Genomic DNA, 13360 nt, shown 5'->3' on the forward strand with positions numbered 1-13360 from the left:
AAGGGGCGCCCACAAGGCGCCCCACCTGGACCAGCGCGACTAGTCAAACGAAGGAGCAACGGCATGAGCGAGACAAACCCGGGCCGCCGCACACGAAGCGTCACAGCGGAAGCCATGGCCGAACGCCGGCAGAGCATCCTGCACCATGCCTCGCAGGTGATCGCCCGCCAAGGCGTGGAGGGTTGCTCCTTCGCCGAACTCTCAGAGGCCTCGGGCTTCAGCATCGGGATGATCCAGCACTACTTCCGGCACCGGGAAAGGTTGATCGGCGCGGCAGTGGAGTACCGCATCGACGAATCCCTCGCCGAATGGCAGCGCATCTACGACCAGGGCAGCAACGCAGTGGAACGCCTGCACGATCTCCTGACCTTCTCCATCCAGAGCGACACCCCCTTCGAGGAAGCCTGGGGTTTCTGGTTGCAGATCTATGCTGCAGCCCACAAAAACTCCGAGATCCGGGACAGCGTCGCAGCAGTCTGGACCTCATGGCGCGGCCTGTTCGTCCGGGCGCTCGAGGAGGCCGTGGACGAGAAACTGATCCGGCCGGCCATCGATATTGACCAAGTGGCCACCCTGCTTCTGGCCACGATTGACGGACTCGCGATCCAGTCCCTGAACGGGGTCCACAACTTCACACCCGCCGAGATGATCGAAACGCTGCACCGCTTTGCGGCCCGGGAGTTCGGCATCGACGCCGAAGAATTCATCATCAAGAAGCGCTCCAAACTCGTGGACGCGCACTAAGACGCGCGCCAACTCGCGCTGGAACGAAGCGCGGGCTGCGCGCTGGAAAGGACCACCTGTGGGGGAACATCACGACGCCATGGCCGCCGAGGCCGTGGAGTTTTGCAGCACCTTGATCCGCATCGACTCCACCAACACCGGCGATCCCGCCACCACCGGCGACGGCGAATTGCGCTGTGCCGAATACATTCAGTCGTTGCTCGCGGAGTTTGGCCTCGAAGGCCAACTGCTCGAAAAGGCTCCCGGCCGCGGCAACCTCGTGGTCAGGATGAAAGGCAGCGAACCCGAGGCTCCGGCCCTCTTGGTGCATGGCCATACCGACGTCGTCCCCGCCAACATTGCGGACTGGACCGTGGACCCGTTCTCCGGCGAGGTCAAGGACGGTTTCGTATGGGGTCGCGGTGCGGTGGACATGAAGGACATGGTTGCGATGACGGTGGCGGCCGTCCGTCAATTGCGGCGCGAGAACTTTGTCCCCAAGCGGGACATCGTGTTCGCTTTCGTGGCCGATGAGGAAATAGCCGGCGAGTTCGGGGCCCAGTTTCTGGTGGGCGAGCACTCGGAACTGTTCCACGGCGTCACCGAAGCGATCGGGGAAATCGGCGGCTTCTCCCTTCAGCTTCGCGACGACCTGAGGCTCTACCTGCTGGGAGTCGCGGAAAAGGGGTCGCTTGGGCAACGCTGACCGCGCACGGAACCACAGGCCATGGTTCCATCGTGCCCAACGAAAGCAACGCCGTCGCGCGCCTTTCCTCTGCCCTCGGCCGCATCTCGGAACACAAGTGGCCGGTGGTCCAGAGCGCCTCGCTCTCGGCCTTGGTGGAGCAGTTGGGCGAGGCGCTCGGCCAGCCCTTGGATAGCGAAAGGCTCGACGACGAACTCGCCTCGCTCGGTTTGCTCGCCGCGATGCTCCTCCCGGGCTTGCGTACCAGCGCCGTCCCGACCCAGTTCCACGCCGGCTACAAGACCAACGTGGTTCCCGGGACTGCCACCGCTACCGTGGATTGCCGCATCGCCCCGGGCACCGATGACGAGTTCAAAGCGCAATTTATGGAACTGCTCGGGCCCGGCATCGAGGTGAGCTGGGAGGAGGGCCGCTCGCTGGAATCACCCGCCCGCGGCGCTTTGCTGGACGCGATGCAAGCGGCGATCACCGCCGTCGACCCCTCCGGGAAAGCCCTCCCGTTCGTCATGTCCGGGGCCACGGACGCCAAAGCCTTCTCGCGGCTGGGCATCAATTGCTACGGCTTCTCGCCTTTGCGGCTTCCCGAGGGCTTTGACTTCGCCGGCATGTTCCACGGCATCGACGAACGCGTCCCCGTCACGGCCATCCACGCAGGCACCCGCATCCTCCACCGATTCCTCAGCACACAATAGCCAGCCACACAGTAAGAAACACCAGTCCGGGGCGCATCGAAGCGCCCACGCCACCCACAAGCGCCTATTCCAACCACCAAAGGACCACCATGACCCTCACCACAGAGCTATCCCACGTCGGCCGCATGGCCAAGCGTGCGGCCGGCTTCCAGCCCTCCCCCGTCCGCGCCGTCTTCGATGTTTCCATGCAGCCGGGCATGATCTCCCTTGCCGGCGGCAACCCCTACCTGCCCGTACTGCCGATGGATCGCATCGCCGCCATGGCCAGCGACGTCGTCGCTCGCCGCGGACTGGAGGCCCTGCAGTACGGCTCGGGTGCGGGAACCGAGGAACTGCAGGCCCTGATCTGCCAGGTCATGGAGCTCGAGGGCATCAAGACGTCTCCGGAAAACGTGCAAATCACCGCGGGATCGCAGATGGCGCTGGAACTCGTGACCAAGCTCTTCTGCGATCCGGGAGACGTGGTGATCGCCGAAGGACCAACGTACGTGGGGGCGCTCGGCGTGTTCGAAGGCTTCCAGGCCGAGGTGGCGCACGTGCCGATGGACAGCGACGGCGTCGATCCCGACCGCCTCCAGGACGTCATTTCCAGGCTCAAAGCGGCCGGCAAGACCATCAAGTTTTTCTACACGATCCCCAACTTCAACAACCCTTCCGGCATTAGCCTTTCCCTGGAGCGGCGCCAGCGTGTAGCGGACATTTGCCGGGCCGAAGGCGTGCTGATCGTCGAGGACAATCCCTATGGCCTGTTGAGCTTCGATGGCACGCTCAAGCCGGCCATGCACACGCTCGACCCGGATAACGTGTTCTACCTCGGCTCGTTCTCCAAAATCTTCGCCCCCGGTCTGCGCGTCGGTTGGGTGGTGGCACCCCGGGACGTGCGTGGCCGCCTCCAGATCGCCTCCGAAGCCACCACCATCTGCCCCTCGGTCTTGAGCCAGCTCGTGGTGGAGCAATACATCAGCAGCTTCGATTGGCGGGACCAGATTGCCGCGTACAGTGCCGTCTACGCCTCCCGCTGCAAGGCAACCCTGGACGCGTTGGCTGCCTACATGCCCGACGGCACCCAGTGGACCAGCCCGACCGGTGGATTCTTCACCTGGGTAACCCTGCCCGACGGCATCGACACGGAGCATGTTCTCGCCGCGGCCATCGAGGCAGGAGTCGTGTTTGTGCCGGGCAGCGCCTTCTACGCCGACGGCGGTGGCAGCAACCAGCTCCGCATCGCCTTCTCATATGCCCCGGAAGAGCAACTCACCGAAGGCGTCAAGCGCCTCGCCGAGGCCATCCGCCGGGTCTAAGCCCCAACTGACTCGCAGTAAGTGTCGTTTTCAGCCCTGAAAACGACATTAAGTGCGAGTTAGTTGGGCCCGTCAAGCAACACGAAACCCCGACGTCGGCACTCACCGTGAGTGTCGACGTCGGGGTTTAACTGTGCGGCGCCTGCCGCGGAGCGTCGAAAGCCTCAGCCCGCGTACACCCGTACGCCATTGACCCAGGTCTCCACAACCTCGATGCCGCTGATATCTCCTTCGGGGGCCTCAAGCGGGTCCGCCGCGAGGATCACGAAGTCGGCCAGCTTGTCCGGCTCGAGGGAACCAAGGTCCTTCTCGCGACCCATGGCCCGCGCACCGTTGATGGTGTGGGCGCGGAGGGCCTCGACGACGTCGATCTTAAGATCATCCGAGCCCAACTGGACGCCGGAGCGGGTCTTGCGGGTCACGGAGGTCTGGATGGCTTCCAGCGGCCGGGGATCGGCGACGGGAGCATCCGAGCTCATAGTCACAGGAACTGCTGCGGCCACGAATTCGCCGAGAGGGTTGAATCGCTCGCCCGGGGAGCCGATGGCATCCGTGACGCCTGGACCCCAATTGTAGTAATGCTGGGGCTGGTTGACCGGCATGATCCCCAGCTCAGCCATTTTGTCGATCTGCTCCAGTGTGGGCAGTCCGCAGTGCTCGATCCTATGCCGGTGGTCCGCCCGTGGGCTCTCAGCCAGAGCCTCGGTAACCGCGTCGAGCACCAACTGAATGGCGGTGGGAGATTGCGCATGGGTCGCCGTCTGCAGCCCGGCGTTGTGCGCCTTGGCCACGAGGGCACGGTACTCGGCCGGCTCATGGTAGAGCGAGCCGGTGCGGCAGGGGTCGTCGCGGTAGCCCTCCGGGAAGTACGCAGTCCAGCCGCCCAGGGTCCCATCCGCATAGAGCTTGATCCCGGCGAAGGAAAGGAGGGAATCGCCGAACTTGTCCACGAGGCCCAGTTCCAGCACCTCGTCCAGCAGGCTCGAGAGGAAGTACGCGTTGATGCGGGTCACCAATTCGCCCCGCTCCACGAGGTCCAGGTAGGCGCCAAATTCACGCTTGGTCACCTGGGCATCGCCGATAGTGGTCACGCCGTGGCTGAGGAACTCCCGCTGGGCGTGCAGCAGCTGGGCGCGATGGTGTTCCTTGCTGTCCCCGAGGTGGAAGTTGGGACCGTGGTGCCCCAGTTTGACGCCTTCGTCTCCGGTGAGGATGTCGCACGCGGCGTCGGAAAGTTCACCGGTGAGTTCGCCGTCGGGATCCCGGAAGAAGGTTCCGCCCGGCGGGTTGGGCGTGTTGCGGTCTACGCCGGCTTTCGCGAGAACATAGGAGTTCACCACTCCGCCGTGGCCGCTCGCGTTCATGACGTACACCTCGCGCGTCGTGGAGACGGTGTCGAACTCTTGCCGCGTGGGGTGGCGCTGTTCGGCCAGGTTGCGGTGCTCGTAGCCGTAGCCTCGGATCGGAGTGTCCCCCGGGTTGTCAGCCGCAGCCTTCGCCAGCAGTTCCAGCATGGTGGGGATGTCCGGGGCCGCCTCCGGTCCGCAATCCACCCAGGACAGCAGCTGTCCGTACATGAGGGGATGCGCGTGCGGGTCGATGAAGCCGGGAACCAACGTGCGGCCCCGAAGGTCGACGACGTCGGGCACTGCCGTCGTGAGCTTGAGCGCCGCGTCGCGGCACTCCTGTGGCGTCCCGACGGCGGCAACACGGTTGCCGATGACCAGCATCGCCTCCGCGACGGAGTTGAGGGAGTCGACGGTCCGGATGCGGCCGCCGAAGAACAGCGTTGCTGCCGGGGCTACGGGGGAAGTTTCATGTGATGCCAGGAATGACATGGGAATGACCTTTGCGTGTTGAAGTTTGCGGTACGCCGGATCAGCGGGTGGGTGCCAGCTCGAACAACGGGGTGTCCGGGGCTCCGCTGCGGGCTTGGGAGATGACGTTCTGCGCCTGGATCCTGACGTATTCGGCCAGCGTGTACTCGGAGAGGAAGCCGACGTGGGGCGTCACGAGGATCCGCGGGTGGCCCATGAGCGGGTGGTCGGCAGGTGCCGGTTCGACGTCGAGCACGTCCAACGCCGCTCCACGGATGTGGCCGGAATCGACAGCGGCACGCAGCGCTCGGTCGTCGATCAGCTGCCCGCGGCTGACGTTCACGAGGTAGCTGCCTTGCCGCATCACGGCCAGGCTTCCGGCGTTGATGATGTGCCGGGTTTCCTCCGAGAGGGGCATGTGCAAGGACACGACGGCGGACTCCGCTAGGACTTCTTCCAGCCCAGTACGGCGGATGCCCGCCTTCGCCAGCATCTCCCGGGTAGACGGAGTGTCCGGGAGATAGGGGTCGCAGCCGATAACCTCGCCGAAGACGCCGGAGGCCAGTTCTCCGAGACGGCTGCCGATCCGCCCGAGTCCGATGAGCCCAAGCCGCTCCTGGCTGAGCCGGAACACCCTGCCGTCCGGGCGGCCGTTCCAGTCCCCCTCGGCCACGCGTTCCTGGAAGAACGGAATTTCGCGCGCGACGGCGAGGGCAAGCGCCAATGCGTGCGAGGCGACCTCCTCGGTGGCGACGCCAGGGAGATTGCTGACCCAGATACCGCGCTCCTTGGCAGCATCGAGGTCAACGTTGTCGAAGCCCATCGAGACCAGGGCAATGATTTTCAAGCCCGGGATGGCATCCATGACCTCGGCAGTCACGCGGGCGTAGCCCACCAGGAGGGCTTCCGCGTCCTTCGCCTGCTCCGCGATGACCGAGGGGTCCTGGGTCCCGAGGTACCGGACGTCGTAACCGCTGTCTTCGAGCAGGGCGGCGCCGGCGGAGTAATCGAGGTCCTCCATGTCGGTATAGACGGCGAGGGGGCGGTTGCGCGTTCGCTCCGGCGTCGCGGTCTCCGGCGTGGCGGACTGCGCGTTAGTGGACATGGCTCAAGAACTTCCTGGTGCGTTGGTGCTGGGGGTTGTCGAAGAACTCGTCCGGTGTGGCTTGTTCCACGATCACGCCACTGTCGAACAGGGTCACTTCATCGGCCACGCGGCGCGCGAAACGGACCTCGTGGGTGACCACGATCATGGTCATGCCGTCGTTGGCCAGCCTTTCCATGACGTCCAGGACTTCGCCCACCAACTCGGGGTCCAAGGCGGAGGTTGGCTCGTCGAAGAGGAGGACGTCGGGGTTCATCACCAAGGCGCGGGCGATGGCTACGCGTTGCTGCTGACCACCGGAGAGCTCCGAGGGAAAATGTCCCGCACGGTGCGAAAGCCCCACTCGCTGAAGCATCGCCATGGCCTGTTCTTCGGCTTCCTTGTGGTGGATGCCCTTGACGGAAGTCAGCCCGAGCATCACGTTGCGGCAAGCCGTCAGATGCGGGAACAGGTTGAATTTCTGGAAGACCATGCCAATGTTGCGGCGTTCCTTGGCGAGCTCGCGTTCGGGCAGGGCCACGGCGCCGCTTGCTTTCTCGCGGACACCGATGCGCCGCCCGCGGAGGAAGATCCCGCCGTCGTCGGCTGGTTCAAGGAGCGCCATCAGGCGCAACATGGTGGATTTGCCGGAACCGGAAGGACCCAGCACCGCCTTGACTTGTCCTTGGTGAATGTCGAATTCGACTCCGCGCAGGACGTGCTGGTCCTGGTAGCTCTTGTGGAGATTCCGCACGCTAAGTACGGGATCGTTGGTGGACCAAATTTCCTGTTTGAGTTCGGGGCCGCTGTGGGTCATGACTGCACTCCTTGGCCGACTGGTTCCAGGATGGAAGGCTTCTTGGATTTGGACCGTGAGGTCCACACGAACTTCTTCTCCACGTAGCTCTGGAGAAGCGTCAGAAGGCTCACGATGATGAGGTAGTAGACGATTGCCGCGGCGTAGTACTCGGCATAGCGGAACGTGATGTTCACACCTACCTGCGCCGTGGTCAGCAGTTCCTGCAGGGAAATCACCGAGGCCAGCGAGGAAAACTTCACCAGGCCGATGAACTCGTTGCCCGTGGGAGGCAGCGCCGTGCGGATGGCCTGCGGCAGGACAACCTTGAGCATGACCTTGACCGGCGACATCCCGAGTGCGCGGCCTGCCAGCGCCTGGCCCTCGTCGATGCTGAGCAGCGCCGAACGGATGATCTCTGCCATGAAGGCGGCTTCCACGATGCCCAGGCCGATGAACGCGGCAATGAACGGGGAGAACCAATCCTGGCGCAGGACGGGGAAGAGCTGCGGCAAGGCGTTCCAGATGATGAGTAGCACCAGCAGCGCCGGGATAGCCCGGAAGAACCAGGTGTACAGGCCTGCCACACCCTGGGCGATCCGGCTTCGGGACGTGCGGCCCAGGGCAACGGCAAAGCCGATGGCCGTGGTCAGAACGAGTGAAAGCACCGCGACGGCGACGGACAGGAAAGCCCCGGACGCGTAGCTCGGATTCACGAGTTGTTGGACGAAGATGTTGACATCGAACTCCATCACCAACTCCTTTCGCGTTAGGGGGCGGGGGCCACAGTGTTGGCGCGGCCCCCGCGGGGAGGACGGCGGTTAGGGGACGTCGACGATCGTGGCGTCTAGTTTGTTGTCCTTGGCGATCTTGGCCAGTGTGCCGTCCTGGTGGAGTTCCTTCAGTGCCTGCGCGATCGCAGGAGACAAAGGATCGTTCTTGCGGGTGAACACACCGAACGTGGTGTCCGCGGGGAAGACTCCCGGAGCCACTGCGAGTTTGCCTTCGTTCTGGGCGGCCATGTAAGCGGCTGCCACATTGGTTTCGATCAGAGCCTCGGACTTGCCATTGAGGACTGCCAGAACAGTTTCAGCGGTCTTGGGGTATTCGGTGAGCTTGGGCTCGTCCTTGCCGGCTTTCTTGCACTCATCTTTGAGTGCGGTGATGCGCGCGGCGTTGGCGGAAGCACTCTGCGCAGCGACGGAATGGCCGCACAGATCCAGTGCGGTCTTGTAATTCCCGGCGCTGCCTGGGGCGGCCAGGATCGCAGGACCAGCGTTCATGACGGCTGAGGCGTCGGCGACGTCCAGGCGGGCCTTGCTCATGTAGAGGCCACCGAAAATGGCATCGCAGCGACGGGTCTGGAGCCCCGGCATGAGGCCATCGAATGTGGTCACTTCGAACTTTGCATCCACGCCCCAGTGCTTGGCGAGCGCGCGGGCGGCATCGGCGTCGAACCCCACTATGTCACCGCTGGAGCCGTTGGCGTAGTACTCCAGCGGGGCGTATTCGGGGTCGATACACAGGGTGAGCTTGCCGCTCGTGGCGAGTCCCTTGGGCGCGGTGGCCGAGGATTGCCCCGTTGAGCTGGGGAGGCTGCGGCGGAGCAGCCGCTCAACAACAGGGCCAGCGCAGCGGCCGCCAAGGCGGGCTTCGTGAACTTGAGCATGTGCGATCTCCAATGAACTGTTGGGGTCGCGCCGAAACGCGAGTCGGAGGACGCCGATGTGGCGCTGATCACGATGCTAGCGAAAATGCCAGTCAAATCAAGCGAATCCGTCGTTTAATACTGATGTGACAAAGTTTTTGTACGATCACTAGGATCAATTGATCCAAAACACTTGTCCATTGCTTGGTTCGTGAAAGTATTGAGTACGACGGCGGCGCTTGGCTCGCTGAGGCGCCGCACCCCTGTTGTGCACCCGTTGCCGCGACCCAGAGACAAGGCGGTTATTGTGAAGACCATGCATGATCTGGACGACAGGCTGATCCGCCTGCTGCAGGCCGATGGCCGCGCCTCGTTCAGCGAGCTGTCCAAGCAACTGGGCGTGACGCGCTCCGCCGTGACAGCCAAGGTCAATGAGCTCACGTCCTCCGGAGAACTACGGATTGTCGCAGCAGTCCACCCGCGCCTACTGGGCCTGACCGCCGTCGCGCATGTTTCCATCCAGCTCAACGGCTCCGCACGCGCGGCCCTGGACAAGTTGAGCCGGCTGGACGGCGCAGTCTTCGCTTCCCTCACCACGGGCAGGTACGGCATCATCGCCGAGCTCCGCCTGCCCACAGTGGAAAGGCTCTACGAAGACGTGGAGGCTATCCGACTTTGCGAGGGCGTGGCTGCCGTCGATGTCCTGATGTACAAGGAAGTTGTCCGCAGCCTCTTCCTCGGCAAAGAGCCGCCGGATCCCGGGCTGGAATTGGACCAGACGGACCTTCTCATCATGAGTGAGTTGCAGGTGGACGGCCGTCTCGGTTTCGAAGCCCTCGGTGAACGGATCGGACTCTCGGCCAGCGCCGCCAGGATTCGGGTCCTTCGCCTGCTCGAAGCCCGCGTCATGCAGATCGGTCCCATCCGGAGCCGCTCCGGTTCCTCCAGGTCCATGGCCTTTGGCTTCGGAATCTCGACAGCAGCCGGAACGGAGGAAGCAATCGACTTTTTCGCGTCGACGCCCGGCGTGGAGTTCATCGCCAGCTGCCTTGGCCGGCACGACCTCGTGGCCACCGTGGGCGTCAGCTCCCTGGATGAAATGTACGAAGTCCTGGACAAGGCGCGGGCCATGGAATCCGTGGCAAGCGTGGAGTGCTGGCTGCACCTGAAGATCGTGCAGGAGCGATACGTCAAGCCCCTCGACAAAATGCTCGCGATGAAGGCCCAAGCCAACGGGCACTAGCCTTCCCCAACGCTCGCTCACAAACAAGACCGTTTGGTGTGACCCTCGCTCACATAGGTGGCCAAAATCCGGCCACAAGTGAGCGAGCATTCCGGAACTGGCCTTCATATGTGAGCGGGCGTCATGGCTTGAGCGCCGATATGTGAGCGGGCGTCAGGCTTTCGCGATCGCTTCTTCCAACGCGCCAAGGACCAACTTCACCGATGCCCTGTTTGCATTCGGACCCATCATGCCGATCCGCCAGACAGTGGACGTGAACGCACCCGCCCCGGATCCGATCTCCATACTGAAGTTCTCCAAAAGGTAAGCGCGAACGGCGGCCGAGTTCACGCCGTCGGGCACTTTGACCGTGGTGAGGCTCGGCAATCGCGAGCCCTCTGCGGCAAACAGCTGGAGTCCCATCGCTTCAAGTCCGTCCCGCAACTCGGCACCGGCCGCACGATGCCGCGCCTGAACTGCCGCGAGCCCCTCGGTCAGGATGCGGTCCAGCCCAGCCTCGAGTCCCGCGATCATGGTCACTGGCGCAGTGTGGTGGTAAGTCCTGCTGCCTCTCGCAGCTCCGACGTACCCGCCAAGAAGACCGATATCCAGGTACCAGGAACGCGGCTCTTTGACGCGGCGCTCAAATGCGCGCTCGGACACCGTGAACGGGGACAAGCCAGGGGGCACTCCGAGGCATTTCTGAGTGCCGGCGTAGCCGACGTCGATCCTCCACTCGTCCGCCAACAGTTCCAGTCCGCCGATGGACGTCACCGCGTCCACGATAAGGAGGGCATCGCCTTTGCCGGCACCGAGGGGCGCGACGTCGGACAGGACACCTGTGGAGGTCTCGGCATGGACGGCGGCTATCACCTTCGGATGCGGGTGCGCGGCGAGGACCCGCTCCGCATCCACGGGCTGGCCCCATTCGTGGTCGACGCGCACCACCGTAGCGCCACAGCGCCGCGCCACTTCACACATGCGCTCCCCGAAAAGGCCGTTGACGGCAATCACTGCGACGTCGCCGTCGGACACTGTATTGACAAAGGCCGCTTCCATCCCGCCAGAACCGGTAGCGCTCAGCGGCAACGTACGCGCGTTCCGGGTCCCCCACACCGTCCGAAGCCCCGCGCATGTCCGGTCAAGGCGCTCGATGAACACGGGATCCAGGTGCCCGATCACCGGATACGCCAGCGCGGCGGTCACTTCCGGATAGCAATTGCTGGGACCCGGTCCGAAGAGATACCGGGAAGTCAGGACCTCTGGCATGGCGGAACTCCTTTGGCTCGTTGCTGACATTGTCCACCAGACAGCAGAGGTGAGCGAGCGTTTCGGTAGAAGCCACCAAAGGTGAGCGAGCGTTTCGGTAGAAGCCACCAAACGTGAGCGAGCGTTTCGGTAGAAGCCACCAAAGGTGAGCGAGCGTCGGCGGGCGGGAGGGGCGTGCCTGCGATATTCTCTTGACACCACGGCAGTCATTGGATTCACTATTACGTATGCTGAAATAACAGTTCCATGATGTGGAAGGCCTGGGGTGCGGAGGCGCTCAGGCTCATCCGGCAGGAATCGCCGGAGTTCCGCATAGCCAACACCATGGATGCCAGCACTCGTACGAGGAATGAACAAGCATGCAGCTTGAAGTATTCAACAGCGTGGACCGTGCGGACGCCATCGACGTCCTCCGCCCATGCCTCGACATCCAGCGTTGGGTGGAGCACATCGCCGATGCGCGCCCGTTCCGCAGCCTGGACTCCCTGCTCGACTTCGCCCGGGAAACTGCCGAGCCGTTCACATCGGACGAAGTGGCGGCCGCGATGGCCCACCACCCTCGGATCGGCGAACGGCCCAAGGCCCAGACCACCGAAGCCGCGATGTCCCGCTCCGAACAGGCGGGCGTCGACCCCGGTGATGACGGCGTCGTCACCGCCCTGGCCGAAGGCAACGGTGAGTACGAGGCCAAGTTCGGACGGGTCTTCCTCATCCGCGCAGCAGGACGGACAGCCAACGAAATCCTGGCCTCCCTCCACGAGCGCCTGAGCCATACCGCAGAAGAAGAGGACGTCATCGTGGCGGGACAGTTGCGCGAAATCGCGCTGCTTCGGCTTGCCGGCGTGATCAGCGAAGCCAACGTCAGCAGCGAAGGAGCGAACACATGAGCGTTTCCCAGATCACCACTCACATCCTGGACACCGGCTCCGGCCGCCCGGCGGCGGGCGTCGCCGTCGTTCTCTCAGTGCGAGACGGCGACAACTGGCGGCACGTTGCTAGCGGCACCACTGATGCGGATGGCCGGATCAAGGACCTGGGTCCTGAAAAGGTCGACGGCGGCAGCTACCGCTTGAACTTCGCGACCGGTCCGTATTACAAAGCACAGGGCGTGGACACCTTTTTCCCGGAAGTGGACTTGAGCTTCACGGTGTCCGACGCCGGCGAGCACTACCACGTGCCGCTCCTGCTCAGCCCCTTCGCGTTCTCCACGTACCGGGGAAGCTAATTCTTCCGGAGTTCCCCACCGGCCGGCGAGGGAGCCGGTGGGGACCATCGACGGACCTGGAAGCTTCCGCTAGTCGATCGGGGTGACGTAAGCTCCGGAGATGCCGCCGTCAACCATGAAGGTCGAAGCGGTAATGAACGAGGCGTCGTCGCTCGCCAGGAAGGCGACCGCGGCGGCCAGTTCCTCGGGCTCGGCGAAACGTCCCAAGGGAACGTGGACCAAGCGGCGCGCGGCCCGCTCCGGATCGGAGGCGAAGAGTTCCTTCAGCAACGGCGTGTTGACCGGTCCGGGGCACAGTGCGTTGATCCGCACGCCCTTGCGCGCGAACTCGACGCCTAGCTCACGGGTCATGGCCAACACGCCGCCCTTGGAAGCGCTGTAGGAAATCTGCGATGTGGCCGCACCCATCACAGCCACAAAAGACGCAGTGTTGATGATCGAGCCCTTGCCCTGTTCCAACATGTACGGCAGCGCGTATTTGCAGCAGTAATAGACGCTGGTCAGGTTGACCTCCTGGACCCGGCGCCACGCGTCGATTCCCGTGTCAAGGATGGATGCATCGTCCGGCGGCGAAATGCCCGCGTTGTTGAACGCGATATCCACGCTGCCATAGTGGCTCTTCGCTGTGGCAAAGAGGTCAATGACTTCCTGCTCGTCCGTGACATTGACCTTTACGAAGATGCCATCGACGGCAGCGGCTGCCGCTTCTCCAGCTGCCGGATCGATATCGGCGATGACCACACTGGCACCCTCCGAGGCGAAACGCTTTGCCGTGGCCAAGCCGATACCGCTCCCGCCGCCGGTGATGACGGCAGTGCGATCCTTGAGTCGGTTTGAAATGAATTCGGTCATGGTGATCTCTCCTTGAATGATGGGG

At 63.8% G+C, this 13360-nt stretch carries 14 protein-coding genes; 7 read left to right on the top strand and 7 right to left on the bottom strand.

The window, feature by feature from the left end:
* The first annotated feature begins 63 nt into the window (after positions 1–63).
* From ACX5I4_RS18665 to ACX5I4_RS18680, 4 genes are all read left to right on the top strand, one after another.
* Positions 64–744: a TetR/AcrR family transcriptional regulator gene (locus ACX5I4_RS18665; RefSeq protein ID WP_461837969.1), complete on the top strand. Its 681-nt coding sequence runs from the start codon at positions 64–66 to the stop codon at positions 742–744.
* A gap of 58 nt (positions 745–802) precedes the next feature.
* Entirely contained in the window at positions 803–1429 is a 627-nt protein-coding gene (locus ACX5I4_RS18670) for a M20/M25/M40 family metallo-hydrolase (protein ID WP_461837970.1), read from the top strand.
* 32 nt (positions 1430–1461) lie between these two features.
* Positions 1462–2121: a M20/M25/M40 family metallo-hydrolase gene (locus ACX5I4_RS18675; protein ID WP_461837971.1), complete on the top strand. Its 660-nt coding sequence runs from the start codon at positions 1462–1464 to the stop codon at positions 2119–2121.
* Between the two features lie 89 nt (positions 2122–2210).
* Entirely contained in the window at positions 2211–3422 is a 1212-nt protein-coding gene (locus ACX5I4_RS18680) for an aminotransferase-like domain-containing protein (RefSeq protein WP_461837972.1), read from the top strand.
* Positions 3423–3586: 164 nt separating this feature from the next.
* On the opposite strand, the gene ACX5I4_RS18685 is transcribed toward ACX5I4_RS18680, so the two are convergent.
* The 5 genes from ACX5I4_RS18685 to ACX5I4_RS18705 form a co-directional block, all read right to left on the bottom strand.
* Positions 3587–5260 carry an amidohydrolase gene (locus ACX5I4_RS18685; RefSeq protein ID WP_461837973.1) on the bottom strand — a complete coding sequence of 558 codons (1674 nt, stop codon included), beginning with the start codon at positions 5258–5260 and terminating at the stop codon, positions 3587–3589.
* A 40-nt stretch (positions 5261–5300) separates the two neighbouring features.
* On the bottom strand, positions 5301–6344 hold the full coding sequence (locus ACX5I4_RS18690) for a C-terminal binding protein (RefSeq protein ID WP_461837974.1): 1044 nt from the start codon (positions 6342–6344) through the stop codon (positions 5301–5303).
* The gene (locus ACX5I4_RS18695) at positions 6334–7140 is read right to left on the bottom strand and encodes an amino acid ABC transporter ATP-binding protein (protein WP_461837975.1); all 807 of its coding nucleotides are present in this window, start codon (positions 7138–7140) and stop codon (positions 6334–6336) included. The genes ACX5I4_RS18690 and ACX5I4_RS18695 overlap by 11 nt, the downstream gene beginning before the upstream one ends.
* A complete protein-coding gene (locus tag ACX5I4_RS18700) occupies positions 7137–7871 on the bottom strand; it encodes an amino acid ABC transporter permease (protein WP_461837976.1) in 735 nt (244 codons plus the stop codon). Before ACX5I4_RS18700 ends, ACX5I4_RS18695 begins: the two co-directional genes overlap by 4 nt.
* 69 nt (positions 7872–7940) lie before the next feature.
* The gene (locus ACX5I4_RS18705; protein WP_461837977.1) at positions 7941–8801 is read right to left on the bottom strand and encodes a transporter substrate-binding domain-containing protein; all 861 of its coding nucleotides are present in this window, start codon (positions 8799–8801) and stop codon (positions 7941–7943) included.
* 282 nt (positions 8802–9083) lie between these two features.
* Here ACX5I4_RS18705 and ACX5I4_RS18710 point away from each other — a divergent pair, with 282 nt between their 5' ends.
* On the top strand, positions 9084–10010 hold the full coding sequence (locus tag ACX5I4_RS18710) for an Lrp/AsnC family transcriptional regulator (RefSeq protein WP_461838770.1): 927 nt from the start codon (positions 9084–9086) through the stop codon (positions 10008–10010).
* 153 nt (positions 10011–10163) lie between these two features.
* Here ACX5I4_RS18710 and ACX5I4_RS18715 read toward each other — a convergent pair whose 3' ends face one another.
* Positions 10164–11258, bottom strand: coding sequence for a pyridoxal-phosphate-dependent aminotransferase family protein (locus ACX5I4_RS18715; RefSeq protein ID WP_461837978.1), 1095 nt, complete (start codon positions 11256–11258; stop codon positions 10164–10166).
* 359 nt (positions 11259–11617) lie between these two features.
* Here ACX5I4_RS18715 and uraD point away from each other — a divergent pair, with 359 nt between their 5' ends.
* Positions 11618–12145: a 2-oxo-4-hydroxy-4-carboxy-5-ureidoimidazoline decarboxylase gene (gene uraD / locus ACX5I4_RS18720; RefSeq protein WP_461837979.1), complete on the top strand. Its 528-nt coding sequence runs from the start codon at positions 11618–11620 to the stop codon at positions 12143–12145.
* Positions 12142–12483 carry a hydroxyisourate hydrolase gene (gene uraH / locus ACX5I4_RS18725; RefSeq protein WP_184739442.1) on the top strand — a complete coding sequence of 114 codons (342 nt, stop codon included), beginning with the start codon at positions 12142–12144 and terminating at the stop codon, positions 12481–12483. Before uraD ends, uraH begins: the two co-directional genes overlap by 4 nt.
* A gap of 69 nt (positions 12484–12552) precedes the next feature.
* Here uraH and ACX5I4_RS18730 read toward each other — a convergent pair whose 3' ends face one another.
* Positions 12553–13335, bottom strand: a complete 783-nt coding sequence (locus tag ACX5I4_RS18730; protein WP_461837980.1) for a 3-oxoacyl-ACP reductase — start codon at positions 13333–13335, stop codon at positions 12553–12555.
* Positions 13336–13360: the final 25 nt, after the last annotated feature.

Source organism: Arthrobacter sp. MMS24-S77, from assembly GCF_054888235.1.

What these genes read in the sequence shown, in the direction of transcription:
- ACX5I4_RS18695 (WP_461837975.1), bottom strand. Translation starts at nt 7,140, where the DNA reads ATGACCCACAGCGGCCCCGAACTCAAACAGGAAATTTGGTCCACCAAC.
- ACX5I4_RS18700 (WP_461837976.1), bottom strand. Translation starts at nt 7,871, where the DNA reads ATGGAGTTCGATGTCAACATCTTCGTCCAACAACTCGTGAATCCGAGC.
- ACX5I4_RS18665 (WP_461837969.1), top strand. Translation starts at nt 64, where the DNA reads ATGAGCGAGACAAACCCGGGCCGCCGCACACGAAGCGTCACAGCGGAA.
- uraH (WP_184739442.1), top strand. Translation starts at nt 12,142, where the DNA reads ATGAGCGTTTCCCAGATCACCACTCACATCCTGGACACCGGCTCCGGC.
- ACX5I4_RS18715 (WP_461837978.1), bottom strand. Translation starts at nt 11,258, where the DNA reads ATGCCAGAGGTCCTGACTTCCCGGTATCTCTTCGGACCGGGTCCCAGC.
- ACX5I4_RS18680 (WP_461837972.1), top strand. Translation starts at nt 2,211, where the DNA reads ATGACCCTCACCACAGAGCTATCCCACGTCGGCCGCATGGCCAAGCGT.
- ACX5I4_RS18685 (WP_461837973.1), bottom strand. Translation starts at nt 5,260, where the DNA reads ATGTCATTCCTGGCATCACATGAAACTTCCCCCGTAGCCCCGGCAGCA.
- uraD (WP_461837979.1), top strand. Translation starts at nt 11,618, where the DNA reads ATGCAGCTTGAAGTATTCAACAGCGTGGACCGTGCGGACGCCATCGAC.
- ACX5I4_RS18710 (WP_461838770.1), top strand. Translation starts at nt 9,084, where the DNA reads ATGCATGATCTGGACGACAGGCTGATCCGCCTGCTGCAGGCCGATGGC.
- ACX5I4_RS18730 (WP_461837980.1), bottom strand. Translation starts at nt 13,335, where the DNA reads ATGACCGAATTCATTTCAAACCGACTCAAGGATCGCACTGCCGTCATC.
- ACX5I4_RS18690 (WP_461837974.1), bottom strand. Translation starts at nt 6,344, where the DNA reads ATGTCCACTAACGCGCAGTCCGCCACGCCGGAGACCGCGACGCCGGAG.